This is a genomic window from Diaphorobacter sp. J5-51 (genome assembly GCF_001023515.1).
GTDB lineage: Bacteria > Pseudomonadota > Gammaproteobacteria > Burkholderiales > Burkholderiaceae_C > Diaphorobacter > Diaphorobacter nitroreducens.
This window is the reverse complement of the sequence record NZ_JSYI01000032.1, coordinates 55,483-81,815: the sequence shown is the minus strand read 5'-3', so window position 1 is coordinate 81,815 and position 26,333 is coordinate 55,483. Positions and strand designations below refer to the sequence as shown.

Here is a 26,333-nt window from a genome sequence, read left to right as displayed (position 1 = left end):
ACAAGGCGTAACTGCACAACGGCCCTTGACGCGCGGGGAAGCAGCCGCACCTGCGTTTTAAGGGCCGTCGTTGCGCCTCTTGGTGGTTATTTCCTACATCCGTAGGGGAACTATGCCTTTAGCACTCTATCCAATGGAGTGCTAATATGATTTGCATGAAAGAAAGGACTACCGATATGGCACTCCAGACTGCAACCTCCGTGACGACCCTCTCGCCCGCGAACCCGTGGGCGCTGGTTCCCCCGCTGGGCAACCTGGACGCCTATATCTCCGCCGTCAACCGCCTTCCCCTGCTCACGCAGGAGGAGGAGCAGCGCTACGCGCGCCAGCTCAAGGATGACAACAATGTCGAGGCTGCCGGCCGCCTGGTGCTGTCGCACCTGCGCCTGGTCGTGTCCATCTCGCGCCAGTACCTGGGCTACGGCCTGCCGCATGGCGACCTCATCCAGGAGGGCAACGTGGGCCTGATGAAGGCCGTCAAGCGCTTTGACCCTGACCAGGGCGTTCGCCTGGTGAGCTACGCCATGCATTGGATCAAGGCCGAGATCCACGAGTACATCCTGAAGAACTGGCGCATGGTCAAGGTGGCAACGACCAAGGCGCAGCGCAAGCTGTTCTTCAACCTGCGCTCCATGAAGCAGGGCTTCAAGGCCGACGCGCTGGACGCCGACACGCACCGCGAAACCTTATCCGACCACGAGATCGACCTGGTGGCCGAGCAGCTCAACGTGAAGCGCGAGGAAGTCATCGAGATGGAAACGCGCCTATCCGGTGGCGACGTGCTGCTGGACCCCGCTCCCAGCGACGATGGCGAGCAGGCCTTTGGCCCCATCGCCTACCTCGCCGACGCGGGCCATGAGCCCACCGCCATGATCGAGTCGCGCCAGCGTGACGCGCTGGCCACGGACGGTATTGCCGCCGCCCTGGACAGCCTGGACGCACGCAGCCGCCGCATCGTGGAGCAGCGCTGGCTGCAGGTGAACGACGATGGCTCGGGCGGCATGACACTGCACGAGTTGGCGGCCGAGTATGGCGTGAGCGCGGAGCGCATCCGCCAGATCGAGGTGGCCGCCATGAAAAAGATGAAGAAGGCGCTGGCCGAGTACGCCTGAGCCTTCGCCCAGCAGCCCGGATCGCGGGCAGATAATCCAGGCGCGCAGCCCTCACCGGCTACGCGCCTTTTTCTTTGCCGGCGGGGCCGCACTTCGCTGCCCGGCCCAGACTGGAGATCGCCACCCATGTTTCCCCACCCCCTCGCCCGCCGCGGCCTGCTGGCACTGGCCCTGGCTTCGGCCTGCGGCGCCGCCATGGCCCAGAAGGATGCCGCGCCCGCCACCCCCGGCTGGCCCGCCAAGCCCCTGCGCATCATCGTGGGCTTCCCACCGGGTTCTTCGCCCGACCTGACGGCGCGCACCTTCTCCGAGCCACTGTCCCAAGCCCTGGGCCAACCCGTGGTCGTGGAAAACAAGGTGGGGGCGGGCGGCAACATCGGCGCCGATGCGGTCGCCAAGGCGCAGGACGGCCACACCATCGGCCTGTTCATCAACGGCAACCTCACGATCGCCAAGCTGCTCAACGCGCACGTGCCCTACGACCCCGTGAAGGATTTCGCGCCGCTGTCGCTGATCGGCGTATCGCCCCTGGTCCTGACCGCTCCCGTGAACCAGCCCGACGTGCCCGCGGGCGCCGACGCACGCGCCTTCCTGCAGGCCGCGCGCACCGCGGGCGACCGCTGGAGCTACGGCACCCCCGGCGTGGGCACCGTGGGCCACCTGGGCACCGAGCTGCTCAAGGCGCGCACCGGCATCGCCCCGGTGCACGTACCCTACCCCGGCTACCCGCAGGTGGCCACCGCCATGCTGGGTGGCCAGTTGCAAATGGCGCTGCTGCCGCCCGCGCTCGCGCAGGCCCAGGCACGGGCGGGCAAGCTGCGCCTGATCGGCGTGACCTCCGCGGGCCGCAGCACGCTGGCGCCCGAGGTGCCCAGCCTGGCGGAGGCCGGCGTGCGCGACTTCCAGCTGGAGATCTGGAACGCCTTTGCCGCACCCGCGTCCATGCCCGCCCCGGTGCGCGCACGGCTGTCCCGCGTGATCGGCGAGATCGCCCGCAGCCCGGAAGTGCGCGCCAAGCTGTTCCAGCAGGGCTGGCAGGCCATTGGCTCGTCGGCCGAGGGGCTGGCCAACCGGATCCAGGCCGACACGGCCACCATGAGCCGCGTCATCCGCGAACAGGGCATCCGCGCCGAGTGACCGCGCACCGCCGCAGCGCGGCGGCCACGCCGGTAAGGCCGGCCGGGGGCGCGGCCTGCGGCGCGCAGTGCAAGCACTTGGTCCCAAACGTTGACCTAGGTCACGGGGCAGGACGGCCCCGCCTTGCACACTCTCCGCCAATCCCCAGCACTCCGAGGCCGCTGACCGGCCCTCCGCGAGGCGCTACGGTATTCATAGCTTTCACCGCTTGCCAGACAAGCGCTGAAGCCCATTTTGGCTTGTACTCATGACCGACCATCCGTCCTCCGGCGGCCATACCTGCAACGACTGCGCCTGCCAGCAGCAGTGCCTGCTGGGCCGCCTGGACCCGCAAACGCGCGCGGGCTGGCGCGGGCACCTGACGGAGCGGCGCTTTCGCAAGGGCGAGATGCTGCAGCGCCAGGGCGAGAGCATCCACAGTGTGCAGGTGGTCAAGATCGGTACGCTGCTGGTGCAACGCCGCGGCGACGATGGAGTGGAGCACCCCGTAGGCATGGCGGGCTGCTGCGAGGCCCTGGGCGCCCCCGCGCTGCTGCAGCAGCCGGCGGACCTGTCCTACGTGGCGGTCACGCCGGGGCGCGTCTGCCAACTGGACCTGGCGCCCCTGCTGGGGGCCGGTCGCCAGTTCCAAGGCGAATTCCTGCTGGAACTGGCGCGCGAACAACTGAACGCCAACGCGCGCCTGGCCGACTGGGGCCGCATCGCCCGCATCCGCGGCGTGGTGGGCCAACTGGCGGGCGCGCTGCTGCAACTGGCCGAGCTGCAGCGCAGCACGCTGGTGCGCCTGCCCAGCCATACGGTGCTGGCTGCCCTGCTCGCCACCACGCGCGAGTCCGTGGCGCGCGCCCTGGCGCTGCTGGCGCAGGAGCAAGGCGTGCTGCGGCGCGACCGCTGGCACTGCGAGATCCAGCGCGCGCCGCTGCTGGCGCTCACGCGCGGCGGCCGCCGCTCGGCGGCCAACCTGTACCAGGCGCGTGCGGCTGCGCGCACCACCCCTGCGGCGCAAGCGCCGGTGCACGCCGCGCTGTAAGCCAGCGTCGCTGCCGGCACCTCAGCCCAGCGCGCCTTCCGCCGCCACGTCGGCACCGGCCGCGTACAGCAGGGCCACGTCGTCGGGAGCCAGCGCCTTGGCAAACAGCCAGCCCTGGTAGCAGGCGCACTGCATCTCACGCAAAAACTGCAGCTGCTCGCGTGTTTCCACGCCCTCCACGACCACCCGCAGCCCCATGGTGTGCGCCAGCGCGACCACGGCGCGCACCAGCGTGGTGTCGCCTCCGCTGGCAGGCACGTTGCGCATGAATTCCCGGTCCACCTTGATGTGCGACACCGGCAGGCGCTTGAGGTAGGCCAGCGACGAGTGGCCCGTGCCGAAGTCGTCCAGCGCCACGGCCACGCCCAGCGCGCGCAGCTCGTTCAGCACCTGGCAGGCCTGCTCGGGGTCGGCCAGGGCTTCCGACTCGGTCACCTCCAGTTCCAGCAACTCGGGCGGGACATGGTGGATGCGCAGGTTGCGCGCCACCTGCTCGACGAGGTCGGTCTGCCGCAGCTGCTGGGCGGACAGGTTCACTGCCACGCGCAAACGCATGCCCTGGCGCTCCCACGCCGCGATCTGGCGACAGGCCGCGGCCATGACCCAGGCGCCCAACTCCAGGATCAGTCCCGTGGCCTCCGCCACGGGCACGAAGCGCTCGGGCGACACCTCGCCCAGCTGCGGGTCGTGCCAGCGCAGCAGGGCCTCCACACCCACCATGCGGTTGGTGGCCACCTCGACCTGCGGCTGGTAATGCAGCGTCAGCCCGCCGTAGGCCAGGGCCAGCTTGAGCCGGTCGTGCAACTGGATCTTCTCGGCCATCTTGCGGCCCATGGACGGAGCGTAGAACGCGAAGTTGGCGCGCCCGCGGTGCTTGGCGTGGTACATGGCCATGTCGGCATAGCGCAGCAACGTGGCGGCGTCGCCCGCATCCTGCGGGCACAGCGCGATGCCCATGCTGGCGCCGAAGTTCAGTTCGAACCCCTGCACGCGGCAGGGCACGCACAGCGCCTGCATCAGCCGCGCGGCCACGCACTCGGCCTGCGCGGCGCAGGCCACACCGGGCAACAGCACGGTGAACTCGTCGCCGCCCAGGCGCGCAAGGATGTCGCCCGTGCCCAGCGCACCCCGCAGGCGCCGCGCCACCTCCTGCAGCACCTGGTCGCCGGCGGCATGGCCGTAGCCATCGTTGATGGCCTTGAAGTCGTCCAGATCGAGCAGCAGCAGCGCGAAGGGCGGGCTTTGCGCTCCCGCCTGCTCCGCGATCGCCTGTTCCAGCCGCTGGCCGAACGTCCAGCGGTTGAGCAGGCCGGTCAGCGTGTCGTGCGTGGCCTGGTAGTGCATGCGCGCCTCCAGGCGCCGCAGGTCGGAGACGTCGCGCACAAAAGCCACCACCGTACCCCCGTGGGAGGAGGAATGGCCGAGGGCGATGTCCACCGGCACCTGGCTACCGTCGCGTCGCTGCAACCACAGGTCGCGCCCCATGCCCATGGGCCGGCGGCTGGGAGACTGGTGGTAGCGCTGCATATGCTGGCCATGCTCGGGCCGCGCGTGCACCGGCACCAGCAGGTCGATGGACTGGCCGCACAACTGCGCGTTGGTGTAGCCGCTGATGGTCTCCATGGGGGCGTTGACCATGAGGATGCGGCCCTGTCGGTCGGCCAGCACGATGCCGTCGGGCGCCGCATCCATGGCAGCGCGCTCCAGCGTGCCCGCGCGCAGGCTGCCGATGCGCTGCAGGAAGGCCGCCGCACTGTCGTCGGCGGCGTCATCGGTCCGATGGGGCGGCGGGTGCGTCACGCCGTCCTCGGACCGGGGGCGGGCGGCAGGGGCAAAGGAATCCATGGCGCGTCGGTAGGGCGTCGGTAGGTTGAGGCCGTGGCCGGCGCCTGCGCCATCACCGTCGATGCGCCTGGCGGCCAGCCACTGTGCACTCTAGGCAGGCGCGACGCTCTCCTGGCGCCTATCGCCACCCAAGGTGACGCACACGTCAATTCAGGCCCTACGGGCAATGTGGTATTTGCCACACGCCAGCCCCTGGGCGCGTGGAGCGCGTGGAATCAGCGGGTTTCGTCCAGCAGAGCGCGCACGTCGGCCGCCAGGCTCTGTGCCCCACTGCCGTAGCGGTGGTACACGCGCAGGCGGCCGGCGGGGTCGTAGACATAGCTGCCGGCGGAATGGTCCATGGTGTAGCTCGTGGGGGTCTGGCCCTCCACGCGCTTGTAGTAGATCTTGAAGTCCTTGGCCACGGCGGCCAGTTGCTCGGGCGTGCCGCGCAGCGCGAGGAAGCTGGGATCGAAGTTGGCCATGTAGGCCTTGAGTACCTCGGGCGTGTCGCGCTCGGGGTCCACGCTGACGAAGATGCCTTGCAGCTTGTCGCCGTCCGCGCCCAGGGCGCGCTTGACGTCGGCCAGTTCGGACATCGACGTGGGGCAAACGTCCGGGCATTGCGTGTAGCCGAAGAACACCACCACCACCTTGCCCGCGAAGTCCTTGAGGCTGCGCGGCTGGCCGTTGTGGTCGGTCAATTGCAGGTCGCGCGCGTACTCGGCACCCGTGAGGTCCACCCCCTGGAACTTGGGCGCCTTCGGAGAACACGCGGCAAAAGTGCCTGCAACGCCCATCCAGAGAGCGCCAGCAGCTATTTTTTTCAGAGCATCACGTTTATCCATAAGCTTGCTTCACAGGAGGTAGTGGTCCACCAGCAGCGCCGCGAACAGCAGGCTCAGGTGGATCAGCGAGAAACGAAAGGTCTTGCGCGCCAGCGTGTCGGAGTAGTCGCGCCACAGCCGGAAGCCGTACAGGCAAAAGCCCGCGCTCAGCACCACGGCGGCTGCAAGGTAGATCCACGAACTCATACCGTACACGAAAGGCATGAGGCAGCCTGCGAACAGGATCAAGGTATAGAGAAACACCTGCAGGCGCGTGAACTCGTTGCCGTGGGTGACGGGCAGCATGGGCAGGCCGGACTTGCGATAGTCCTCCACGCGGTACAGCGCCAGTGCCCAGAAGTGTGGCGGCGTCCACAGGAAAATGATGAGGAACAGGATCAGTGCCTCGGGGCCCACCTCGCCCGTCATCGCGGCCCAGCCCAGCACGGGCGGCATGGCGCCGCTGGCGCCGCCGATCACGATGTTCTGCGGCGTGAGCGGCTTGAGGATCACCGTGTAGATCACCGCATAGCCGACAAACGTGGCGAAGGTCAGCCACATGGTCAGCGGGTTGACCCACCAGTACAGCAGCGCCGAGCCCGCCGCGCACAGCAGCGCCGAGAACAGCAGCGTCTGCGTGTTGGACAGCTCGCCCTTGGCCGTGGGGCGCCAGGCCGTGCGCTTCATCTTGGCGTCGATGCCCTGCTCCACGATGCAGTTGAACGCCGCCGCCGCACCGGCCACGAGCCAGATGCCCGCGCTGGCCACGGCCATCAACGCCCACTGCGCGCCGCTGGGCATGCCCGGCACGGCCAGCACCATGCCGATGAAGGCGCAGAACACGATGAGCTGCACCACGCGCGGCTTGGTCAGCGCGTAGAACTGGGACAGCCGCGACGGCAGAGCGCGCGGCGCTGCGGCGGCGGGGGCGGGAGCAGGAGCGGCACTCATGCGGAAACTCTCTTGACGGAATCGGCACCGGTGCGCGGCTGCGAAGCCGTGGCGCCGGCGGTGGCGCGGCTGGCCGTGAGCGCCCAGGTCAGCACCACCACCAGCGCGGCAGCGCCGCCCGTGTGCAGCACGGCGGCCACCAGCGGCCAGTCCAGCACCACGTTGGACAGGCCGGTGACAAACTGCAGCAGCGCCAGGCCTGCGAGCCAGCGCGCCGGGTCGCGCAACACGCCCGCGCGGCGCAGGCGCCAGGCCAGCAGCGCCAGCGCCGCCAGCACCAGGTAGGCCGCGAGCCGGTGCACGTAATGGATGGCCGTGAGCCCGGCGAAGCTGATGTGGCTGCCGTCCTGCAGCAGGCCCAGCGCGCGCCAGACCTGAAAGCCCTCCGCAAACGCCATGTCGGGCCACCAGCTGCCCTGGCACTGCGGGAAAGTGGTGCAGGCCAGCACCGCGTAATTGGTGCTGACCCAGCCGCCCAGCACGACCTGCAGCGCCACCAGCGCCGCCGTCACGCCCAGCAGCCAGCGCAGGCCGCGTGGCAGCGCCACGGGCACCACGCCCCGCGTCATCTGCGTCTGGCGCACGGCCTGCACGCACAGCAGCGCCAACAGCACCAGCCCGCCGATGAGGTGCAGCGTGACGATGGCCGGGAACAATTTCATGGTCACGGTGAGCGCGCCGAAAGCGCCCTGCAGGCACACCCACACCAGCGTGGCGGTGGGCCACCAGGGGCTCAGCGCGGGCGCCGCCCCTGCCAACTGAGGCAACTGTGCGGCTGCGCGGCGTTGGCGCCACGCGCCCACGGTGAGCGCGATGATCAGCACGCCCACGCCGGTGGCAAGGTAACGGTGGATCATCTCCACCCAGGCCTTGCCGTGGGTGACCGGGCCGGTGGGCATGGCTTCCTGTGCGGCCGAGATCTCCGCACGCGCGCCCACCGGGCTGGCGTTGCCGTAGCAGCCCGGCCAGTCGGGGCAGCCCAGGCCGGAGTCCGTCAGGCGCGTGAAGGCGCCGAACAGCACCAAGTCGAAGGTGAGGAACAGCGTGAGCACGGTGAGCGCCTGCAGGCGCCGCACCGGCGTGTTGCCGCGCCCGCGCCACCACACCCAGGCCAGCGGGCCCAGGGCGATCACGATGCCCAGGGCCATCAGCTCCAGGGCCGGCGCCAGGTCGTACAGCGGCTGCATGTCCGTCACGGGGCCTCCTGCAAGCGGCCCGGCTGGTCCCACGATGCCGAGGCGCGCAGCAGCCGGTCCAGGTCGCGCTTGGCCTTGGCCGCGCCAGCGCGGTCCAGCCGCGCGGGAAAGCGCATCATCCAGTGGCCCTGCGGGTCTACGACGTACAGGTGTTCTTCCAGCGTATGGCCGGGCGCGGGTTGCAGCCAGGTGGCCAAGGTGGCGGCATCCACGCGGCGCACGGTGGCGCCCTGCAGGCCGGGGGCGATCTCCGCCGGGGGCACGGCGCCGTCGGACACCAGCCAGACCCAGTCCATGCGCTCCTTCTCGCGGCCCATGGTTTCGCGCAACTGGCGCTGCAGGTACAGGTTGTTGCGGCAGCCGTCGTCGCAGGCGCCGGGTGCGACGCTCACCAGCAGCCACTGGCCACGCAGCTCGCCCAGCGTATGCGCCGTGCCGTCCAATGCGGTGGCTGCGGCCTGCGCGGGCAAGGCGCGCTGGGGTTCGATGAGCTCACCAAAGTTGCGCCGGCCCTCGGGACGCAGCACGTAATAGGTGAAGTACGAAGCGATCACGGGCGCCGCGCACACCAGCAACAGCCCCAGCATCTGCCAGCGGCCGCTGCGCGAGCGCTGCAGCGCCGCCATGGCATCGCCGGCCTGGGGCAGGCTGTGCACCGTGAGGCCCAGCGGCTGCTGGCCGCCGGTCTCAGGCACCACTCTGGCGGCCTGGGCGAAGGAAGCGTCGGACGAATTGGAACCAGACATAGAGGATTGCCACCAGGCCGCAAAGCCCGAACCATTGGAATGCGTAGCCGTAATGCTTGTCGACGCCGCTGTCGATGGGCGCCCAGTCGCGCTGCAGCCCGTCGCTGGCGGCGCCGGTCTGCACGACGGTCAGGGGCGCCAGCGCCAGGCCGGTCTCGGCCCCATAGGCGGCCAGGTCCAGATTCTGCCGGATGCGCGAAGACCCCTCGCCCTGGGCGGTGGGTGCGAACTCATACAACCGCGCCGGCGGTCCGGCGAGCCGCCCCTCCAACTGCACTGGTCCGGCAGGGGTGGTGATCTCCGGCAGGCGCGTGCGCTCCAGGAAGTTGCGCGGCGCCCAGCCGCGCTGTACCAGCACCACGCGCGGGCTGTCCGCCAGTTGCAGGGGCGTGAACACGAAAAAGCCCGGACGCCCGTACATCTGGCGGTTCTCCAGGAACACCGTGGCCTCGGGCAGCCACTGGCCGCGCAGCTCGGCGCGGCGGTGCAGCAGCGGCGCGGTGGCCTCCTGCGATGCCGACTGCAGCGCCTGTGCCAGTTCGGCACCCTGCAGCGGTGCGCGGGACTGGCGTTCGTCCATGGCCGCCTGCAGCGCGGTCTTCTGCGCGGCACGCGACAGTTGCCAGCGGCCCAGGGACGCGGTCACCACCATGGCCACCAGCGCCGCGAGGGTCACCAGCCAGAAGCGCAGGCCGAAGGGTTGTCGGGCAGGGTTCACCGGATAATGGGCCTCATGAAGATTCTGGTGGCATTGGCGTTTCTCGCCATCATCGCAAGCTTGGGCTCGGCGCTATTTTTCATGATGCGCGGCAAGGGCGACGACCGGCAGCAGGGCAAGCGCATGGCCCGCGCGCTGGGGCTGCGCGTGGGGCTGTCCATCGTGCTCTTCCTGTGCCTGCTGCTGGCCTGGAAGCTGGGGTACATCCAGCCAACCGGGCTGCCCGCCGCAGTGCGCTGAGGCGCACGCCGATGGCCATCAAAAAAGTGAGCGCCTTGCGCTTGGTGCACAGGGCTTTCAATAGTTTTTATATCCAAAGTGCTTATCTATCAAGCGCAGGCAGCTCCTGTTTTTGAAGCAACTACCTCCGCGTAAAAAAAGCGCCTTGCGGCGCTTTTTCCCGATCCGGAGACGGGATCACATCCAATACACCAGGATGTACAGGCCCAGCCAGACCACGTCCACGAAGTGCCAGTACCAGGCCGCGCCCTCGAAGCCGAAGTGGCGCTCGGCCGTGAAGTGGCCGCTGTGCAGGCGCAGCGTGATGAACAGCAGCATGAGCATGCCCACGAACACGTGGAAACCGTGGAAGCCCGTGAGCATGAAGAACGTGGAGCCGAACACGCCCGAGGTGAGCTTGAGGTTCAGATCGGTGTAGAGGTGGAAGTACTCGTAGCCCTGCACGCACAGGAATACGAAGCCCAGCAGCACCGTGACCCACATGAAGCCGATCGTCTTGGCGCGCTGGCCTTCGCGCAGCGCGTGGTGGGCGATGGTGAGCGTGACGCCCGACGTCAGCAGCAGCGCGGTGTTGATGGTGGGCAGCCAGAATGGGCCCACGGTCTGGAACGGCTCCACGATGTTGGCCGGCGAGGCGGTCGCCCCGGCCGCCAGGCTGGGCCAGACGGCCTTGAAGTCGGGCCACAGCAGCGCATTGTCCAGGCTGCCCAGGGCCGGCACGGAATGCGCACGCGCCCACCACAGCGCGGTGAAGAAAGCGCCGAAGAACATCACCTCCGAGAAGATGAACCAGCTCATGCTCCAGCGGTACGAGATGTCGATCTTGCGGCCATACAGCCCGCCCTCGCTCTCGCGCGCGGCATCGCGGAACCACTGGTACAGCACGAACAGCCACCACGCCAGGCCGAAGGCCAGCGAATACTTGCCCCAGTCATGGCCGTTGATCCACTGGCTCGCGCCGAGGAGGACAAAGAACAACCCCGCCGCCGCCAGCACGGGGTGGCGAGACTCCGCGGGGACGTAGTAGTAAGGCGTCGTGCCGTGGGTAGATGCACTCATTTCAGCTCCTCGTTCTCAAAGTTCTCGGTTGTCTCGTTGTTATCAGCGGCGGCAGGCCTCAAGCAATCCAGTTCACCAGTCCGATCAGCAGCAGCACCAGCACAAAGAGAGCGACCAATCCCACGAACACGATGTGCAGCGGCTGCAGCGTCTCCTGGTCGCGCTGGTACTGATCCCCCTTGCGCAACCCGATCAGCGACCATGCCACGGCACGCAGGGTGCGCAACAGCGATCCCTTGCGTGGCGGACGCGGAGGCGTGGGGCTCATGAACCGGCCTCCGCGGAAGTCGCCGGCAGTGCGGCGGCCGTGGACTGGGGCGCGGCCGGCGTCTTGCCGCCGACTTCGAAGAAGGTGTAGGACAGCGTGATCGTGGTGACGTCCTTGGACAGGCGCGGGTCGATCACGAAGGCCACGGGCCATTCCTTCTTCTCGCCCGGCTCCAGGGTGTATTGGTTGAAGCAGAAGCACTCCAGCTTGGTGAAGTGGGCGGCCGCCTGGCGCGGCGCATAGCTGGGGATGGCCTGCGCGGCCATGCGGCGGTCCTGCACGTTCTGGAACTCGTACATCACCGTGGCCAGCTCGCCCGGGTGCACCTGCACGGAGCGCTGCGCGGGCCGGAACTGCCACGGGCCACGCGCGTTCGCATCGAACTCCACAGTGATGAGGCGGGTCTTGTCCACCTGGCTGTTGGCGGGCACCTGGGCGTTGCGGCCGGCCGTGCCGTTGCCGGGCACCTGCCGCTCCGACAGCGACAAGATGTTGATGCCCGTCATCTCGCAAATGTGCTTGTAGATCGGGATCAGCACGTAGCCGAAGGCGAACATGCCGATCGTCACCACGGCCAGCTTGCCCACCATCTTCAGGTTCTCGCTACGCGCACCCATGGTCCCGCCCTTTCGTCAATGCAGCCAGGCGATCTTCACCATGAATCCGATGAAGAACACCGCCGCCACCGACGCCAGGATCAGCGCCATGCGCAGGTTGGATTTTTTTTGCTCCGGCGTGGTCATGGCGATCTCCCGCAATGTCAGCCGATCACCCGCGTGGCCGTAGCGTCCAGCTTGGGCGGCACTTCAAAGGTGTGGAATGGCGCGGGCGACGGCACTTCCCATTCGAGGCCTTCAGCGGCTTCCCAGGGCTTTTGCGGCGCCTTCACGCCCCGCCCGCGCATGGCCGGCAGCACGACGAACAGGAAGAAGTACACCTGCATCAGTCCAAAGCCCAGTGCCCCGACGGACGCCAGCGCGTTGAAGTCGGCAAACTGCATGGGGTAGTCGGCATAGCGGCGCGGCATGCCCGCCAACCCCAGAAAGTGCATGGGGAAGAAGGTGATGTTGAAGGTGATCAGCGAGCCCCAGAAGTGGATCTTGCCGCGCGTCTCCGAGTACATGATGCCCGTCCACTTGGGGCTCCAGTAGTAGTAGGCCGAGAACATGGCGAACAACGAACCGGCCACCAGCACGTAGTGGAAGTGGGCCACCACGTAGTAGGTATCCTGCAGCTGGATATCGATCGGCGCCATGGCCAGGATCAGGCCCGTGAAGCCGCCGATGGTGAACACGAAGATGAAGCCCACGGCCCAGAGCATGGGCGTTTCGAAGGTCATGGAGCCGCGCCACATGGTCGCCGTCCAGTTGAAGATCTTCACGGCCGTGGGCACGGAGATCAGCATCGTGGCGTACATGAAGAACAGCTGGCCCGTGACTGGCATGCCCGTGGTGAACATGTGGTGCGCCCACACGATGAACGACAGGATCGCGATGGACGAGGTGGCGTACACCATGGAGGCGTAGCCGAACAGCTTCTTGCGGCTGAAGGCGGGCACCACCTGGCTGACGATGCCAAAGGCCGGCAAGATCATGATGTACACCTCGGGGTGGCCAAAGAACCAGAAGATGTGCTGGTACATCACCGGGTCGCCGCCGCCGGCGGGGTTGAAGAAGCTGGTGCCAAAGTGGCGGTCGGTCAGCGTCATGGTGATGGCGCCTGCCAGCACCGGCATCACGGCGATCAGCAGGTAGGCGGTGATCAGCCAGGTCCAGGCGAACATGGGCATCTTCATCAGCGTCATGCCCGGCGCGCGCATGTTCAAAATGGTGACGATGATGTTGATCGCGCCCATGATGGAGCTGGCGCCCATGATGTGCATGGCAAAAATGCCGGCGTCCATCGACGGGCCCATCTGCAGGGTCAGCGGCGCATACAGCGTCCAGCCCGCAGCCGGTGCGCCGCCGGGCATGAAGAACGAGCCCACCAGCAGCAGCGCCGCCGGAATCAGCAGCCAGAAGCTGAAGTTGTTCATGCGCGCAAACGCCATGTCGGACGCGCCGATCTGCAGCGGGATCATCCAGTTCGCAAAGCCCACGAAGGCCGGCATGATGGCGCCGAACACCATGATCAGCCCGTGCATGGTGGTGAGTTGGTTGAACAGCTCGGGGTTCACCACCTGCAGCCCGGGCTGGAACAGCTCGGCACGGATCAGCAGCGCGAGCACGCCGCCGATCATCAGCATGGTGAACGAGAACAGCAGGTACAGCGTCCCGATGTCCTTGTGGTTGGTGGCAAACACCCAACGGCGCCAGCCGGTGGGGCCGTGGTGGTGGTCACCGTGGTCGTGTGCGTGGCCGCCGGCGTGCCCGTGATTGTCCAGAACTGCGCTCATGTTCGATTCCTCAATGCGTTGGGCGTTGCGGTTCACTTGCCGCGCTGGGCCACGATTTCAGACGGCTGCACCAGCTGACCCGTCTTGTTGGACCAGGCGTTCTTGGTGTAGGTCACCACGGCGGCCAGATCGGTGTCGCTGAGCTGCGCCCAGGCGGGCATGGCGCCGTTGGCAGCGCCCTTGAGCACCACCTGGATCTGCTTGGCGTGGTCGGCGTCTGTGACGATGGCCGAACCGTCCAGCGGCTTGATGGGGCCGGCCCCCTTGCCGTTGGCCTGGTGACAGGCGGCGCAGTTGGCAGCGTAGACCTTCTCGCCGCGCGGCAGCAGCGCGTCCAGCGTCCAGACCTTGCTGGGATCGTCCAGCTTGGCGGCGGCCTTCTTCTTCTCGCCATCCACCCACTGCGTGTATTCCTGTGCGGACACTACCTTGACGTGGATCGGCATGTAGGCGTGCTCCTTGCCGCACAACTCGGCGCACTGGCCGTAGTAGTCACCCACCTTTTCCGCGCGGAACCAGGTGTCGCGCACGAAGCCGGGGATCGCGTCCTGCTTGATGCCGAATGCCGGCACCATGAAGGCGTGGATCACGTCGTTGGCCGTGGTGATCACGCGCACCTTCTTGCCCACCGGCACCACCAGGGGTGCGTCCACCTTCAGCAGGTAGTCGGCTGGCGCGTTGGCCACGTTGCCGCTGTCGGACATCCGGCGATGGCTGCTGTCCAGCGTGGAGATGAAAGACAGGCCCTCGCCCTCGCCCGACAGATAGTCGTAGCCCCACTTCCACTGGTAGCCGGTCACCTTCACCGTGAGGTCGGCATTGGTCGTGTCCTTTTGCGCCACCAGCACCTTGGTGGCCGGCAGGGCCATGAGAACCACGATGATGAAGGGGATCACCGTCCAGACCACCTCGACGGTGACGGACTCGTGGAAATTGGCGGCCTGGGCGCCGCGCGACTTGCGGTGCTTCCAGATCGAATAGAACATCACCGAGAACACGCCGACGAAGATCACCGTGCAGATGATGAGCATCATCCAATGCAGGAAGTGCTGCTCCTCGGCGATCTTGGTCACGGGGGGGTGCAAGTTCAGCTGGTTCACCGCCGGGCCGCCGGGCAGGCTCTGAACCGCATGGGCCGCCGTGCCCACCCATGCTCCGGCCATCAGCAGCCCAGAAGCCAGCTTGTTGGAAATGCTCTTCATAGTTCTCACTTACTTCTAAGCTCCAATTGACCAATCCCTCGGTGCGCGCCTGCGTGGGGTCAGGCGGCGCACAAAGCCATGCGGGCATGCCGTGCACCCGCTTTCACCAATCAGTCCAGACCGCTTTCCTGGCAGCCTGTTGTCTCCGCAATCCAACACGGACTCTCTTGATCGCATTCAGCATGCCCAGCACGGGACATGGCTGCAATACAGGTTAGTCCCGAGAGAACACTGCCAAGAAGTGACGCAGAAAGGAGGCCTGAGAGCGCCGCGTGGCGCCATCAGAACCCCAGAAGACGCGACGCCGGCCGCGGGCGACCACCCGATGCAGGCGCGCCAAGAGAGTTCCGAATCTGCAATCTTAAAGAATTGTAGCCTGCATTGATTGAGGTCATTGACAGCGCAAATTGCGCCGCAGCCCCCTCAGCGCGGCACCGTGCGTCCTGCGTGGAGCATGGCGCGCATGTCCTGCAGCGACACCGCGCTGCTGCCCTCCACGCGCACGCGGGGCGCGGGCTTGAAGGCATGGCCGTAAACGACCTCGAAGGTCAATGCAAGCTGTCCCTCGTGGCGAGGATCGGCCAGCCGCTGGGCCAGCGCCTCTTCCAGTCGCTGGCGCCAGTGGCGCCCGCGCAACGCGGGAAAGCGCTGCGGATGCAGGTTGCGCCCCAGGCTGCGCAGCTCCTGCAGCAGCCGCTCGGGCGTGGCAAACGTGAGCGTGATGCGTTCCATGTCCATGACAGGCTCGGCAAACCCCGCATGCACCAGCATGTCGCCCCAGTCGTGCATGTCGGTCATGGCGTGGCCGGCGGCGGGCCAGCCCAGCTCGGCATATAGCGCGTGCAGCTCGCGCAGCGTGTCAGGGCCCAGGCACGAGAACATCAGATAACCGTCCACCGCCAGTGCCCGATGCCACTGGGTGATCAGCGCCTGCGGGTCCGCCGCCATGTGCAGGGCCATGTTGGACCACAGCATCTGCACGCTGCCCTCGGGCGGCACCCCGAAACGCGGCGCCGCCGCGGACCAGCGCGCGGGGCTCCACCAGGGCTTTGCGAAGCGCACGCGCGCCAGCGCCTCCCCCGCGGGGGATGAAGTCTCGGTGATATGGCTGGTGGCTTGTTCGAAATGCTGCCCCACCAGGCCATGGCCCTGCACGCCGCCGCGCAGCGGATCCCAGTCGCACCAGGCCTGCGGCGCCTGCACGATCCACTGCAGCCGCTCCTGCATGCGCTGCGCCACCTCTTCGTGCAACCAGGGCGAGACCTCGGGCACCATGGCATGCCAGCGTGCAGCGGCAACCGGGTCGATGGTGGGCGGAAGGTGTTCGGACATGGCGGGCCGCAAATGGCCGCGAGTATATTGAGCCCATGCTGTTCACGCATCTGGCCACGCACCTGGCAGGGATATCGCGCGGCCTGGCCCGCATGGGCGCGGCAGTGCCCAGCCGCTGCGCGGTCTGCCATGCCTGGCCCGCGCGCCCCGTGTGCGACGCCTGCCGCATGCAGTTTGCTCCGCCGCTCCCGCGCTGCGCCACCTGCGCGCGGTTGCTGCCCCACGGCGTCGCGCAGTGCGGCGACTGCCTGCGCCACCCACCGCCGCTGGATGCCTGCGTGGCCGCAGTGAGCTACGCCTTTCCTTGGGCCGACCTGCTGGCCCAGTTCAAGTTCCATGCGGAGCCCGGCTGGGCCGGCGCCCTGGCGCAACTGATGGCGCGTGCCCCAGGCGCGCAGGCAGCGCTGGCCCAGGCCGACCTGGTGTTGCCCGTGCCGCTGTCACCCGAGCGATTGCGCCAGCGCGGCTACAACCAGGCCCTGCTGCTGGCGCGCGCGCTGGGCCATCCACAGGTGCACGCGCGGATGCTGCTGCGCGTGCGCGATACCGAGGCGCAGAGCCACCTGGCGCGTGCCGAACGGCTGCGCAACCTGCGCGGCGCCTTCGTGCCCGACCCGCTGCGGGCCGCGCAACTGGCCGGCAAGCGGGTGCTGCTGGTGGACGACGTGATGACCACCGGCGCCACGCTGCATGCGGCCGCAGCGCCCCTGCGCGATGCGGGTGCGCTGCAGGTCTGCGCGCTGGTGCTGGCCCGCACGCCGTGACGCGCGGGCATGGCCGCCGGTATACGATTCATCACCATCTGCCGCCTCATCCGTCAGCCCGCCACCCGCGGCCGCCGACAATAGCCACCATGTTTCACATCGTCCTCGTCGAGCCTGAGATTCCGCCCAACACCGGCAACGTGATCCGCCTGGCCGCCAATACCGGCTGCATGCTGCATCTGGTGGAACCGCTGGGCTTCTCCATGGAAGACCCTCTCATGCGCCGCGCGGGGCTGGACTACCACGAGTACGCCGAGGTGCGCCGCCACCCGGGCTGGACGGCCCTGCTGCGCGACATGCAGCCCGACCTGTCGCGCATGTTCGCGCTGACCACCCATGGCACGCAGTCGGTGTACGACACGGGCTTCCTGCCGGGCGACTGGTTCGTGTTCGGTGCCGAATCGCGCGGCCTGCCGCCGGAACTGCGCGAGACGTTCCCCCCCGCGCAGCGCCTGCGCCTGCCGATGCTGCCCAACCAGCGCAGCCTGAACCTGTCCAACGCCGTGGCCGTGACGGTCTACGAGGCGTGGCGGCAAAACAGCTTTCTCACTCCGTCCACGCAGACCCAGCCTGCCTGAACCGGACCGGCAGGCCCCCGGCGCAGGCCCTTCAGGCGGGTGCGCCGTAGCTGCGCACCAGCGCCTCTGCCACGCACACGGGCTTGTCGCCACCCTCGCGCTCCAGGGTCACCTCCCAGGTCATCTGCATGCCGTCGGGCGCGACGGGCTCGGCCGCTGCCAGCACCATGTGCGCGCGCAGCCGGCTGCCCACGGGCACGGGAGCGGGGAAGCGCACCCGGTTGAGCCCGTAGTTCACGCCCATGCGCGCGCCGGTGATGGCAAACGATGCCTCCATGAAGCGCGGCAGCAGCGACAGTGTCAGAAAGCCGTGCGCGATGGTGGTGCCGAACGGCCCCTGCGCTGCGCGCTGCGGGTCCACATGGATCCACTGGTGGTCGCCCGTGGCGTCGGCAAACCGGTCGATCTGCGCCTGGGTGACTTCCACCCAGTCGGTGACGGCCACTTCCTGCCCGACGCAGGAGGCCACTTCGGAATAGCTGCGGAAGGTTTTCATGCGGCCACTGTAGCGGCCTGCGCGCGCGGGCGCCTGTCGGCACCGCGACAGCCCTGGCGCCGGAACTCGGCCAGCGCGCGCGTCAGGCGCCGTCCAGCCAGGCGCAGATGCCCTGCCACTGCTCCAGGTCGCGCGCCACGCGGCCGGGCGACAGATCGAACAGCGACAGGCCGTGCGCCGCCAGGTGGATGTAGTTCTGCGTGTCGCGCAGGTAGCCCAGCACCGGCAGGCCCAGGCTGTCCACGAAGGCATGCAGCTTGTCCGCCGCGATGGTGCGCGCGTCCACGCGCATGCCCACGATGCCGATCGGCACGCCCGCGCTGCGACGGTGCGCGGCCAGCTCGTCCAGAAACTGGCGCGTGGCGAAGATGTCGAACACGCTGGGCTGCAGCGGCACGATGATGCGGTCGGCCAGCTTGAGCATGTCCTTCAACCGCCAGCCGTGCAGGCCCGCGGGCGTGTCGAGCACGGCGTGGGTGGCATGCTTGGGCGGCTTGTCGAAGCGATCGGGCTCCACATCCCACGCGCCGATGGGGCGCGCCGCGGCCGGGCGTTGCTGCAGCCACAGCCGCGCGGACTGCTGGCGGTCCACATCGCCCAGCACCACCGCATGCCCGCGGCTGGCGTAGTAGCCAGCGATGTTGGTGGCCAGCGTGGACTTGCCCACGCCGCCCTTGGGATTTGCAACTGCGACCACGGTCATGCCTGCCTCCTGTGTTCCGTACCCGCGCGGGGCCAGCCCGCATCGTAGTGCCGGCGGTCGCGGCCGCTGGCTCCACATAAGCAAAAACAGGCCTTAGCGCCCGTCCATCAAGCGCCAATAGCTATCATAAAAATAGCTAACCACCGGCTATCCGTGCTGCGTGCCGCGCTTGACGAAAAACAGCCCTGCGCCCACCAGCATCAGCAGGCCGCCAAACACGCGGTTCTGCGTGCGCATGGCGCGTCCGCTGCGCATCAGCGTGCGCAGCGCGCTGGCGCTGGCGGCGTAGCCGTTCATCACGATCAGGTCCACCGATAGCATGGTGACGGCCATCACCAGCAGCTGGCTCCACAGCGGGCGCGTGTCGGTCATGAACTGCGGCAGCACGGCCACCATGAAGATGATGCCCTTGGGGTTGGTCGCATTGGTCAGCAGGCCGGTGAGCACGCGGCGGCGCCAGCTCGCAGGCTGCGCCTGCAGGTCGCCCTGCAGCGTGCCGGCGGCACCCGCGCGCCACTGCATGAAGCCCAGGTAGATCAGGTAGCACGCACCCAGCACCTTGACGATGCTGAAGGCCAGTTCCGACGCCACCAGCAGCGAGCCCACGCCGGCGCCGGCCACCACCAGGATCAGCAGCAGGCCCAGCTCCAGCCCCAGGATCGTGGCGCCCGCCTGGCGCACGCCGTAGGACAGCCCGTGGCTCATGGACAGCACGGCGCCCGAGCCCGGCGAGATGGCGATCACCCACGACGCCGCAAAAAAAGCCATCCAGGTATGCCAGTCCATGTCATGGTCCGTTGGGAAATGAGGGGGGAAGGAATGCGGCGATTCTATCGGCCGACGCAGCCGGCACGCTGCGCGGCGGCCCCCTGGCGTCCGGCATGAAAACGCGGCCTAGCGCTTTTCCATCCAGCGCTAACAGCTATCAAAAACAGAGCATCCACGGCACCCTGCCCGCCCGGCGGCCCCCCGCTCCTGCGCCGCCCGCGGGCCGGGTGCACAATTTCTGCCCGCGCCCGAGTGCGGCGCACGCACTTCCCCGCATCACTTTTCGCGCCCTCTTCCTGCACACCATGGCCCAAGCCCCCGTCTGGCTCACCTACGGATTCACCTATCTCGCCGCGGCCGTGATCGCCGTCCCCATCGCCCGCGCGCTGGGGCTGGGCGCCATCATTGGCTACCTGGCCGCGGGCATCGCCATCGGCCCCTGGGGCCTGGCGCTGGTGAGCAATGTGCAGGACATCCTGCATTTCGCGGAGTTCGGCGTGGTGCTGATGCTGTTTTTGGTGGGGCTGGAGCTGCAGCCCAGCCGCCTGTGGAGCCTGCGCCGCCCCATCTTCGGCCTGGGTACGGCCCAGATGGTGGGCTGCGCCGCACTGCTGTGGGCCGCGGCCTGGGCGTTCGGGTTGCCATGGCGCGTGGGGCTGGTGGGCGCGCTGGGCCTGGCGCTGTCGTCCACCGCCATCGCGCTGCAGGTGATCCACGAGCGCAACCTGATGCGCACGGACAGCGGGCAGAAGGCCTTCTCGATCCTGCTGTTCCAGGACGTGGCGGCGATCCCCATCCTGGCGCTGCTGCCGCTGCTGGGCGTGGCCGCGCGCGCGGCCGAGCTGGACCATCCGCACGAAGTGCAGGATCTGCTGCTGGAGGCAGCCAAGATCCTGGGCGTGGTGGGCGCCATCGTGCTCGGCGGGCGGCTCGCGCTGCGCCCGCTGCTGCGCTGGATCGCCAAGAGCAAGACGCCCGAGATCTTCACCGCCACCTCGCTGTTCCTGGTGGTGGGCATCGCCATGCTGATGCTCTCGGTGGGCCTGTCGATGGCGCTGGGCGCGTTCCTTGCCGGCGTGCTGCTGGCCGACAGCGAGTTCCGCCGCGAGCTGGAGACCGACATCGAGCCCTTCAAGGGACTGCTGCTCGGCCTGTTCTTCATCGCGGTGGGCATGAGCATCGACTTCGGCGTGATCCTGCGTACGCCCTGGGGCATGCTGGCGCTGCTGCTGGGCTTCCTGGGCATCAAGGCACTGGTGATCTGGACGCTGGCGCGCGTGACCGCCATGCCCTACCAGGAGCGGCCGGTGTTCACGCTGCTGCTGGCGCAGGGCGGCGAGTTCGCCTTCGTGGTGTTCCAGGCCGGCGCGGGCTTTCGCGCGATTCCGGCCGAGATGGCGTCGCTGCTGATCGGCGCGGTGGCGCTGTCCATGCTGATCAGCCCGCTGCTGCTGGTGCTGCTGGACCGGGTGCTGCTCAAGCGCTTTGCCACGCTGAAGACCGCCCCGCAGGCGCAGGAGATCTCCGAGCCGCAGTCGGCCCCGGTGATCATTGCCGGCTTCGGGCGCTATGGGCAGATCGTGGCGCGCATGATGCTGGCGCAGGGCGTGCCCGCCACGGTGCTGGACCACAGCGTGGAGATGCTGGAGGTGGCCCACACCTTTGGCTACCGTGTGTTCTATGGCGACGCCACGCGCGTGAACCTGCTGCGCATGGCCGGCGCCGAGCATGCGCGCATCCTGGTGGTGGCGGTGGACGCGCCGGAGCAGTCGCTCAAGATCGTGCAACTGGCGAAGAAGCACTTTCCCCAGTTGCAGATCGTGGCGCGTGCGCGCGACGTGACGCACTGGCACGCGCTGCGCGATCTGGGCGTGGAGCATGTGGAGCGCGAGGTGTTCGAGTCCAGCCTGCGCACCGCACGCACGGTGCTGGAGCTCAACGGCCTGTCGCCGCAAGAGGCCGACACCTTGGCCGAGCGCTTCCGCGCGCACAACATGGCGCTGTCCAACCGCATGTACGAGCACCACAACGACCGCGAGGCCATGATCGCCGTCGCCAAGCAGGGCCGCGCCCAGCTGGTGGAGCAGATGGCCAAGGAGCGCCAGGAACGCCTGGCCGCGGCGGAGGCTGGCGCCGGCCTGCCGCCCGAGGTGCCCCAGGCACCCAAGGCTCCATAACAAAAGAGCCTGTAGCACCCGCCTATCAAGCGCTACAAGCTCTCGTATCAATAGCAGATTACCGCTACCCCTCCACACCCCGTGTGAGGGAGGGGTAAGCGGCTGAACCGCTCAGCGAAGGGTCAGTCGGCCGTCGCGCCGGACTCCTTCACCACCTTGCCCCACTTCACGCTTTCGGCCTGGATGAAGGCGGCAAACTGCGCGGGGGTCTCGGCCACCACGTCACCGCCCTGCTCGGCGATCTTCTTCTTCACGTCGGCCTGGTTCAGCACCTTGATCAGCGCGGCGTGCAGCTTGTCCAGCACCGGCTTGGGCGTGCCGGCCGGCGCAAACATGCCGAACCAGGAGGTTGCCTCGTAGCCGGGCACGCCGGCTTCGGCGATGGTCGGCACGTCAGGCAGCTCGGGCGAGCGCTTGGCGGTGGTCACGGCGATGGGGCGCAGCTTGCCCGAGCGCACGTGCTGGATGGCCGAAGGCATGTTGTCGAACATGACGGAGGTCTGGCCGCCCAGCAGGTCGGTCATGGCGGGGGCGCTGCCCTTGTAGGGGATGTGCAGCAGATCGGTGCCGGTCATGCTCTTGAAGAGCTCGCCCGACACGTGGGGCGACGCGCCGCTGCCGGGCGAGCCATACGTGATCTTGCCGGGGTTGGCCTTGGCATAGGCGATCATTTCCTTCACGGTCTTGAACGGCTGGCTGGGGTGTGCGACCAACAGGTTGGGCACCGTGGCCACGCGCGACAGCGGCGCAAAGTCCTTCACCGGGTCGAAGGGCATCTTCTTGTACAGCGACTGGTTGATGGCGTGCGTGCCCACCGTACCCATGAACAGGGTGTAGCCGTCGGCTGCGGCCTTGGCGGCCAGCGATCCGCCAATGTTGCCGCCCGCGCCGGGCTTGTTGTCCACCACGACGGACTGGCCCAGCTCGGTGGTGAGGCCCTGGCCCACGATGCGCGCCAGGATGTCGGTGGTGCCGCCGGCCGAGAACGGCACGATGATGGTGATGGGCTTGGTGGGGAAGTTCTGCGCCAGGGCGCCCAGGGGCAGCGCGCCGGCGGCGGCCACGGCCAGGGAGGCCAGCAACGTGCGGCGGGTGGTGTGATGAAGGTTGGTCATGCTTGTTTCCTCTTTCTCTAGGATTGGATGAATGGAAGGGAGCGGCGTGGGCAGCGCAGCAAGCCGCACTGCATCGCTACCTGCGGTCTCAGCCGCGCAGGAACTGCGCCAGGGCCTCGTCAAAGGCCTGCGGCGCTTCCAGGTTGGACAGGTGCGAAGCCGGCACCTCGGCCAGCCGCGCACCGGCAATGGCCGCCTGCATGAAGCGGCCGTCGGCCACAGTGGTCACGGGGTCGGCGCTGCCGGCCACGATCAGCGTGGGCACGTCGATGCCACCCATCTGCGAGCGCAGGTCGGCCAGCGCCAGGGCTTCGCAGCAGGCGGCATAGCCCTCAGGGGAAATGCCGGCAATCCAGCTCTGCGCGCGCAGCACCACGTCCGGCTCGGCCGCGCAGAAGGCTGGGGTGAACCAGCGCGCGGGTGACGATGCGGCCAGCTCCGCCATGGCGTCACGGCCCTTTTCGCGCACCAGCGCGGCGCGGGCCTGCCAGCCTTCGGCCGTGCCGATCTTGGCGGCGCTGTTGCACACGGCCAGGCTCAGCAGACGCTGGGGCTGGTGCACGCCCAGCCACAGGCCCGTGAAGCCGCCCATGGAGATGCCGCAGAAGTGCGCACGCTCGATCCGCAGCGCATCCAGCAGCGCGACCACGTCGCCGCCCAGCAGTTCGAAGGTGTAGGGGCCGGGTGTCACCACGCTCGCGCCGTGGCCGCGCGTGTCGTAGCGCACCACGCGGAAGTCCTGGGCGAAGCGCGCGGCCTGCGCGTCCCACATCTCCAGCGTGGTGCCCAGGGAGTTGGAAAACACCAGGGCCGGGGCGCCCTCGGGGCCTTGCACGCACACGCGCAGGCGCCCGCCTTGCACGTCCACCCAGCGTTCTTGCTTGTTCATGCTCGCTCCTCGGGTCACGCCGCGCGCTTACACGCGCTCCAGCACCACGGCGATGCCCTGGCCCACGCCGATGCACATGGTGCACAGCGCGTAGCGGCCGCCCAGCGTGTGCAGCTGGTTCACGGCGGTGGTGGCCAGGCGCGCGCCCGAGGCCCCCAGCGGGTGGCCCAGGGCGATGGCGCCGCCCCACTGGTTGACGCGCTTGTCGTCATCGGCAACACCCAGGTCGCGCAGCACGGCCAGGCCCTGTGCGGCGAAGGCTTCGTTCAGCTCGATCACGTCCATCTGGTCCAGCGTCAGGCCGGTCTGGGCCAGCACCTTGCGCACGGCGGGCGCGGGGCCAAAGCCCATGATGCGCGGCGCCACGCCGGCCACGGCCATGCCCACCACGCGGGCGCGGGGCACCAGGTTGTATTGCTGGGCGGCCGCCTCATCGGCCAGCAGCAGCGCGCAGGCGCCGTCGTTCACGCCGCTGGCGTTGCCGGCCGTGACGGTGCCGCCCTCGCGCACCACGCCCTTGAGCTTGGCCAGCGCCTCCAGCGTGGTGGCGCGGGGATGCTCGTCCTGGCTGACCACGACGGCGTCGCCCTTCTTCTGGGGAATGACGACGTTGACGATTTCCTTGGCCAGGTAGCCGGCGGCCATCGCGGCGGCGGCCTTTTGCTGGCTGGCCAGGGCCATGCGGTCTTGCGCTTCGCGCTCGATCTTGAAATCGTCAGCCACGTTTTCGGCCGTCTCGGGCATCGAATCGACACCGTACTGCGCCTTCATCAGCTTGTTGACGAAGCGCCAGCCGATGGTCGTGTCGTACACGGCGTTGTTGCGGCTGAAGGCGCTTTCGGCCTTGGGCATCACGAAGGGGGCGCGGCTCATGGATTCCACGCCGCCGGCGATCATCAGGCGCGTTTCGCCGGACTTGATGGCGCGCGCGGCGGAGCCCACGGCATCCAGGCCCGAGCCGCACAGGCGGTTGATGGTGGCGCCCGGCACGTCGATCGGCAGACCGGCCAGCAGGCTGGACATGCGCGCCACGTTGCGGTTGTCCTCGCCGGCCTGGTTGGCGTTGCCGTACAGAACATCGTCCACCGCGGCCCAGTCCACGCCGGGGTTGCGCTCCATCAGCGCCCTGATGGGGATGGCGCCCAGGTCGTCGGTGCGCACGCCGCTCAGGGCGCCGCCGTAGCGGCCGAAGGGGGTGCGGATGGCGTCGCAAATGAAGGCTTGTTGGGCTTGGCTCATGGTGTCTCCAGAGTGGATTGATCTCAAAAATGTGAGCTGCCAGCGCTTATCCCATAAGCGCTGGAGGCGGTTTTGATGCTTGCTTTTATGCCGATGCTGCGGCGGGCTGAATCGGCAGGCCGACGATGCCCTCCAGCGCCTCGTGCGACAGGCCAGGCACGGTGTCGATCAGGCGCAGGCCCTGGGGCGTGCATTCCAGCGTGCACAGGTCGGTGTAGATGCGCTTGACGCAGGCCAGGCCCGTCAGGGGGTAGGTGCAGGCCTCGACCACCTTGCATTCGCCAGCCTTGCTGACCAGATCCATCATCACCCAGGTGGACTTGGCGCCCACGGCCAGGTCCATGGCGCCGCCCACGGCAGGAATGGCGCCGGGCTCGCCGGTGCTCCAGTTGGCCAGGTCGCCCGTGGCCGACACCTGGAAGGCGCCCAGCACGCAGATGTCCAGGTGGCCGCCGCGCATCATCGCGAAGCTGTCGGCATGGTGGAAGTAGCAGCCACCGGGCAGCAGCGTCACGGGCTGCTTGCCGGCGTTGGTCAGGTCATAGTCCTCCTGGCCCTTGGCGGGCGCGGGGCCCATGCCCAGGATGCCGTTCTCGGAATGCAGCACCACCTCGCGGCCTGCGGGGATATGGTTGGCCACCAGGGTCGGCTGGCCGATGCCCAGGTTCACATAGGCACCGTCGAAGATGTCCTGGGCCACTCGTGCGGCCAGTTCGTCCTTGGTTCGTTTTTGATAGCTGCTCACGCTGTATCTCCTTGGGCTGAACGGGCTTTACTTCTTGAATCCACCGGCCTGGGTGGCCACGCGCGGCACCTGGACGACCTTGCTCACGTAGATGCCGGGGGTGACCACGGCCTCGGGGTCCATCTCGCCCAGCTCCACCAGCTCATGCACGGTGGCCACGGTGTACTTGGCCGCCATGGCGCACACGGGGCCGAAGTTGCGCGCCGACATGCGGTAGGTCAGGTTGCCCCAGCGGTCGCCCTTCTCGGCCTTGACCAAGGCCACATCGCCGTAGATGGGGTACTCCAGCACGTAGTGCTTGCCGTTGATCTCGCGGGTTTCCTTGCCTTCGGCCAGCTGCGTGCCATAGGCCGTGGGGCAGAAGAAGGCGCCGATGCCAGCGCCCGCGGCGCGCATGCGCTCGGCCAGATTGCCCTGGGGCACCAGTTCCAGCTCGATCTTGCCGCTGCGGTACAGCTCGTCGAACACATAGCTGTCCACCTGGCGCGGGAAGCTGCAGATGATCTTGCGCACCTGCCCGCTCTTGAGCAGCGCGGCCAGGCCGGCATCGCCGTTGCCGGCGTTGTTGTTGACCACGGTGAGGTCGCGCGCGCCTTGGGCGATCAGGCCGTTGATCAGTTCAATGGGGTTGCCCGAAGTGCCAAAGCCGCCAATCAGTACGGTGGCGCCGTCCTGCACGCCCGCGAGCGCCTCGGCAACGGAATCCGCAATCTTGTTGATCATGTGTTGCTGGTCCAGTGAGGGGAAAAGGAGCCGGCCCGGGCCGGCTGTCGTGATCGTGTCACTTTGTTCGTATATAGAACAAATGTTCGTATAATGAAT

The 26,333-nt window shown here is 68.1% G+C and carries 28 protein-coding genes; 7 read left to right on the top strand and 21 right to left on the bottom strand.

Translation table 11 applies throughout. From position 1 onward, the window contains the following. Positions 1–176 precede the first annotated feature (176 nt). From rpoH to OX89_RS04690, 3 genes are all read left to right on the top strand, one after another. Positions 177–1,112: an RNA polymerase sigma factor RpoH gene (rpoH, locus tag OX89_RS04700; RefSeq protein ID WP_047349759.1), complete on the top strand. Its 936-nt coding sequence runs from the start codon at positions 177–179 to the stop codon at positions 1,110–1,112. Between the two features lie 126 nt (positions 1,113–1,238). After that, positions 1,239–2,249 carry a tripartite tricarboxylate transporter substrate binding protein gene (locus OX89_RS04695; protein ID WP_047349758.1) on the top strand — a complete coding sequence of 337 codons (1,011 nt, stop codon included), beginning with the start codon at positions 1,239–1,241 and terminating at the stop codon, positions 2,247–2,249. Positions 2,250–2,496: 247 nt separating this feature from the next. Then, complete coding sequence (locus tag OX89_RS04690) at positions 2,497–3,279, top strand: Crp/Fnr family transcriptional regulator (RefSeq protein ID WP_047349757.1); 783 nt, start codon at positions 2,497–2,499, stop codon at positions 3,277–3,279. A 21-nt stretch (positions 3,280–3,300) separates the two neighbouring features. On the opposite strand, the gene OX89_RS04685 is transcribed toward OX89_RS04690, so the two are convergent. The 6 genes from OX89_RS04685 to OX89_RS04660 form a co-directional block, all read right to left on the bottom strand. Then, positions 3,301–5,124 (bottom strand): bifunctional diguanylate cyclase/phosphodiesterase, encoded by a 1,824-nt coding sequence (locus tag OX89_RS04685; RefSeq protein ID WP_052952241.1) that lies wholly within the window; start codon positions 5,122–5,124, stop codon positions 3,301–3,303. 215 nt (positions 5,125–5,339) lie between these two features. Then, the gene (locus tag OX89_RS04680; RefSeq protein ID WP_015914157.1) at positions 5,340–5,903 is read right to left on the bottom strand and encodes an SCO family protein; all 564 of its coding nucleotides are present in this window, start codon (positions 5,901–5,903) and stop codon (positions 5,340–5,342) included. A 57-nt stretch (positions 5,904–5,960) separates the two neighbouring features. Further along, positions 5,961–6,881, bottom strand: a complete 921-nt coding sequence (gene cyoE / locus OX89_RS04675) for a heme o synthase (protein WP_011806625.1) — start codon at positions 6,879–6,881, stop codon at positions 5,961–5,963. After that, positions 6,878–8,077: a heme A synthase gene (locus OX89_RS04670; RefSeq protein WP_199856209.1), complete on the bottom strand. Its 1,200-nt coding sequence runs from the start codon at positions 8,075–8,077 to the stop codon at positions 6,878–6,880. Before OX89_RS04670 ends, cyoE begins: the two co-directional genes overlap by 4 nt. Continuing rightward, positions 8,074–8,823 carry a transmembrane protein gene (locus OX89_RS04665; RefSeq protein ID WP_047349755.1) on the bottom strand — a complete coding sequence of 250 codons (750 nt, stop codon included), beginning with the start codon at positions 8,821–8,823 and terminating at the stop codon, positions 8,074–8,076. The genes OX89_RS04670 and OX89_RS04665 overlap by 4 nt, the downstream gene beginning before the upstream one ends. Continuing rightward, on the bottom strand, positions 8,765–9,541 hold the full coding sequence (locus OX89_RS04660; protein ID WP_047349754.1) for an SURF1 family protein: 777 nt from the start codon (positions 9,539–9,541) through the stop codon (positions 8,765–8,767). The genes OX89_RS04665 and OX89_RS04660 overlap by 59 nt, the downstream gene beginning before the upstream one ends. Before the next feature lie 15 nt (positions 9,542–9,556). On the opposite strand from OX89_RS04660, the gene OX89_RS04655 reads away from it, so the two are divergent. Then, on the top strand, positions 9,557–9,781 hold the full coding sequence (locus tag OX89_RS04655; protein WP_015914161.1) for a twin transmembrane helix small protein: 225 nt from the start codon (positions 9,557–9,559) through the stop codon (positions 9,779–9,781). Positions 9,782–9,958: 177 nt separating this feature from the next. Here the strand turns inward: OX89_RS04655 and OX89_RS04650 are convergent, their stop codons facing one another. The 7 genes from OX89_RS04650 to OX89_RS04625 all read right to left on the bottom strand — a co-directional run bounded on the left by OX89_RS04650 (position 9,959) and on the right by OX89_RS04625 (position 16,037). Continuing rightward, entirely contained in the window at positions 9,959–10,840 is an 882-nt protein-coding gene (locus tag OX89_RS04650; protein WP_047349753.1) for a cytochrome c oxidase subunit 3, read from the bottom strand. A 58-nt stretch (positions 10,841–10,898) separates the two neighbouring features. Then, positions 10,899–11,108, bottom strand: coding sequence for a DUF2970 domain-containing protein (locus OX89_RS04645; RefSeq protein ID WP_047349752.1), 210 nt, complete (start codon positions 11,106–11,108; stop codon positions 10,899–10,901). Next, positions 11,105–11,725, bottom strand: coding sequence for a cytochrome c oxidase assembly protein (locus OX89_RS04640; protein ID WP_011806632.1), 621 nt, complete (start codon positions 11,723–11,725; stop codon positions 11,105–11,107). Before OX89_RS04640 ends, OX89_RS04645 begins: the two co-directional genes overlap by 4 nt. 15 nt (positions 11,726–11,740) lie before the next feature. Then, entirely contained in the window at positions 11,741–11,851 is a 111-nt protein-coding gene (locus OX89_RS19010; RefSeq protein ID WP_011806633.1) for a cytochrome oxidase small assembly protein, read from the bottom strand. Positions 11,852–11,868: 17 nt separating this feature from the next. Continuing rightward, a complete protein-coding gene (ctaD, locus tag OX89_RS04635; RefSeq protein WP_047349882.1) occupies positions 11,869–13,503 on the bottom strand; it encodes a cytochrome c oxidase subunit I in 1,635 nt (544 codons plus the stop codon). A 32-nt stretch (positions 13,504–13,535) separates the two neighbouring features. Beyond that, complete coding sequence (gene coxB / locus OX89_RS04630; protein ID WP_015914165.1) at positions 13,536–14,705, bottom strand: cytochrome c oxidase subunit II; 1,170 nt, start codon at positions 14,703–14,705, stop codon at positions 13,536–13,538. A 423-nt stretch (positions 14,706–15,128) separates the two neighbouring features. Then, the gene (locus tag OX89_RS04625; RefSeq protein WP_047349751.1) at positions 15,129–16,037 is read right to left on the bottom strand and encodes a class I SAM-dependent methyltransferase; all 909 of its coding nucleotides are present in this window, start codon (positions 16,035–16,037) and stop codon (positions 15,129–15,131) included. Between the two features lie 35 nt (positions 16,038–16,072). On the opposite strand from OX89_RS04625, the gene OX89_RS04620 reads away from it, so the two are divergent. Both OX89_RS04620 and OX89_RS04615 read left to right on the top strand, forming a co-directional pair. Next, positions 16,073–16,801 carry a ComF family protein gene (locus OX89_RS04620; RefSeq protein WP_047349750.1) on the top strand — a complete coding sequence of 243 codons (729 nt, stop codon included), beginning with the start codon at positions 16,073–16,075 and terminating at the stop codon, positions 16,799–16,801. 89 nt (positions 16,802–16,890) lie between these two features. Next, on the top strand, positions 16,891–17,379 hold the full coding sequence (locus tag OX89_RS04615; RefSeq protein WP_015914168.1) for a tRNA (cytidine(34)-2'-O)-methyltransferase: 489 nt from the start codon (positions 16,891–16,893) through the stop codon (positions 17,377–17,379). Between the two features lie 31 nt (positions 17,380–17,410). Here OX89_RS04615 and OX89_RS04610 read toward each other — a convergent pair whose 3' ends face one another. The 3 genes from OX89_RS04610 to OX89_RS04600 form a co-directional block, all read right to left on the bottom strand. Further along, complete coding sequence (locus OX89_RS04610) at positions 17,411–17,875, bottom strand: MaoC family dehydratase (protein ID WP_011806640.1); 465 nt, start codon at positions 17,873–17,875, stop codon at positions 17,411–17,413. An 82-nt stretch (positions 17,876–17,957) separates the two neighbouring features. Continuing rightward, positions 17,958–18,578, bottom strand: a complete 621-nt coding sequence (locus OX89_RS04605) for a ParA family protein (RefSeq protein WP_047349749.1) — start codon at positions 18,576–18,578, stop codon at positions 17,958–17,960. A 147-nt stretch (positions 18,579–18,725) separates the two neighbouring features. Further along, a complete protein-coding gene (locus OX89_RS04600) occupies positions 18,726–19,364 on the bottom strand; it encodes a LysE family transporter (RefSeq protein ID WP_015914169.1) in 639 nt (212 codons plus the stop codon). Positions 19,365–19,651: 287 nt separating this feature from the next. Here OX89_RS04600 and kefC point away from each other — a divergent pair, with 287 nt between their 5' ends. Further along, positions 19,652–21,523, top strand: coding sequence for a glutathione-regulated potassium-efflux system protein KefC (gene kefC / locus OX89_RS04595; RefSeq protein WP_047349748.1), 1,872 nt, complete (start codon positions 19,652–19,654; stop codon positions 21,521–21,523). 122 nt (positions 21,524–21,645) lie between these two features. On the opposite strand, the gene OX89_RS04590 is transcribed toward kefC, so the two are convergent. The 5 genes from OX89_RS04590 to OX89_RS04570 all read right to left on the bottom strand — a co-directional run bounded on the left by OX89_RS04590 (position 21,646) and on the right by OX89_RS04570 (position 26,234). After that, the gene (locus tag OX89_RS04590) at positions 21,646–22,638 is read right to left on the bottom strand and encodes a tripartite tricarboxylate transporter substrate binding protein (RefSeq protein ID WP_047349747.1); all 993 of its coding nucleotides are present in this window, start codon (positions 22,636–22,638) and stop codon (positions 21,646–21,648) included. Between the two features lie 88 nt (positions 22,639–22,726). Continuing rightward, positions 22,727–23,527, bottom strand: coding sequence for a 3-oxoadipate enol-lactonase (gene pcaD / locus OX89_RS04585; protein WP_015914172.1), 801 nt, complete (start codon positions 23,525–23,527; stop codon positions 22,727–22,729). Between the two features lie 27 nt (positions 23,528–23,554). After that, positions 23,555–24,766, bottom strand: coding sequence for a 3-oxoadipyl-CoA thiolase (gene pcaF, locus OX89_RS04580; RefSeq protein WP_047349746.1), 1,212 nt, complete (start codon positions 24,764–24,766; stop codon positions 23,555–23,557). Positions 24,767–24,851: 85 nt separating this feature from the next. Beyond that, on the bottom strand, positions 24,852–25,511 hold the full coding sequence (locus OX89_RS04575; RefSeq protein ID WP_047349745.1) for a 3-oxoacid CoA-transferase subunit B: 660 nt from the start codon (positions 25,509–25,511) through the stop codon (positions 24,852–24,854). Between the two features lie 27 nt (positions 25,512–25,538). Continuing rightward, on the bottom strand, positions 25,539–26,234 hold the full coding sequence (locus OX89_RS04570; protein WP_015914175.1) for a 3-oxoacid CoA-transferase subunit A: 696 nt from the start codon (positions 26,232–26,234) through the stop codon (positions 25,539–25,541). Positions 26,235–26,333 lie beyond the last annotated feature (99 nt).

Excerpts from the sequence above, each read along its gene's own strand:
- OX89_RS04665 (WP_047349755.1), bottom strand. The coding sequence starts at position 8,823 with ATGTCTGGTTCCAATTCGTCCGACGCTTCCTTCGCCCAGGCCGCCAGA.
- OX89_RS04685 (WP_052952241.1), bottom strand. The coding sequence starts at position 5,124 with ATGGATTCCTTTGCCCCTGCCGCCCGCCCCCGGTCCGAGGACGGCGTG.
- coxB (WP_015914165.1), bottom strand. The coding sequence starts at position 14,705 with ATGAAGAGCATTTCCAACAAGCTGGCTTCTGGGCTGCTGATGGCCGGA.
- OX89_RS04690 (WP_047349757.1), top strand. The coding sequence starts at position 2,497 with ATGACCGACCATCCGTCCTCCGGCGGCCATACCTGCAACGACTGCGCC.
- rpoH (WP_047349759.1), top strand. The coding sequence starts at position 177 with ATGGCACTCCAGACTGCAACCTCCGTGACGACCCTCTCGCCCGCGAAC.
- OX89_RS04570 (WP_015914175.1), bottom strand. The coding sequence starts at position 26,234 with ATGATCAACAAGATTGCGGATTCCGTTGCCGAGGCGCTCGCGGGCGTG.
- pcaF (WP_047349746.1), bottom strand. The coding sequence starts at position 24,766 with ATGAGCCAAGCCCAACAAGCCTTCATTTGCGACGCCATCCGCACCCCC.
- OX89_RS04600 (WP_015914169.1), bottom strand. The coding sequence starts at position 19,364 with ATGGACTGGCATACCTGGATGGCTTTTTTTGCGGCGTCGTGGGTGATC.
- OX89_RS04645 (WP_047349752.1), bottom strand. The coding sequence starts at position 11,108 with ATGAGCCCCACGCCTCCGCGTCCGCCACGCAAGGGATCGCTGTTGCGC.
- OX89_RS04680 (WP_015914157.1), bottom strand. The coding sequence starts at position 5,903 with ATGGGCGTTGCAGGCACTTTTGCCGCGTGTTCTCCGAAGGCGCCCAAG.
- OX89_RS04640 (WP_011806632.1), bottom strand. The coding sequence starts at position 11,725 with ATGGGTGCGCGTAGCGAGAACCTGAAGATGGTGGGCAAGCTGGCCGTG.
- OX89_RS04615 (WP_015914168.1), top strand. The coding sequence starts at position 16,891 with ATGTTTCACATCGTCCTCGTCGAGCCTGAGATTCCGCCCAACACCGGC.
- pcaD (WP_015914172.1), bottom strand. The coding sequence starts at position 23,527 with ATGAACAAGCAAGAACGCTGGGTGGACGTGCAAGGCGGGCGCCTGCGC.
- OX89_RS04650 (WP_047349753.1), bottom strand. The coding sequence starts at position 10,840 with ATGAGTGCATCTACCCACGGCACGACGCCTTACTACTACGTCCCCGCG.
- OX89_RS04695 (WP_047349758.1), top strand. The coding sequence starts at position 1,239 with ATGTTTCCCCACCCCCTCGCCCGCCGCGGCCTGCTGGCACTGGCCCTG.
- OX89_RS04620 (WP_047349750.1), top strand. The coding sequence starts at position 16,073 with ATGCTGTTCACGCATCTGGCCACGCACCTGGCAGGGATATCGCGCGGC.
- ctaD (WP_047349882.1), bottom strand. The coding sequence starts at position 13,503 with ATGAGCGCAGTTCTGGACAATCACGGGCACGCCGGCGGCCACGCACAC.
- kefC (WP_047349748.1), top strand. The coding sequence starts at position 19,652 with ATGGCCCAAGCCCCCGTCTGGCTCACCTACGGATTCACCTATCTCGCC.
- OX89_RS04625 (WP_047349751.1), bottom strand. The coding sequence starts at position 16,037 with ATGTCCGAACACCTTCCGCCCACCATCGACCCGGTTGCCGCTGCACGC.
- OX89_RS04590 (WP_047349747.1), bottom strand. The coding sequence starts at position 22,638 with ATGACCAACCTTCATCACACCACCCGCCGCACGTTGCTGGCCTCCCTG.
- cyoE (WP_011806625.1), bottom strand. The coding sequence starts at position 6,881 with ATGAGTGCCGCTCCTGCTCCCGCCCCCGCCGCCGCAGCGCCGCGCGCT.
- OX89_RS04655 (WP_015914161.1), top strand. The coding sequence starts at position 9,557 with ATGAAGATTCTGGTGGCATTGGCGTTTCTCGCCATCATCGCAAGCTTG.
- OX89_RS04610 (WP_011806640.1), bottom strand. The coding sequence starts at position 17,875 with ATGAAAACCTTCCGCAGCTATTCCGAAGTGGCCTCCTGCGTCGGGCAG.
- OX89_RS19010 (WP_011806633.1), bottom strand. The coding sequence starts at position 11,851 with ATGACCACGCCGGAGCAAAAAAAATCCAACCTGCGCATGGCGCTGATC.
- OX89_RS04605 (WP_047349749.1), bottom strand. The coding sequence starts at position 18,578 with ATGACCGTGGTCGCAGTTGCAAATCCCAAGGGCGGCGTGGGCAAGTCC.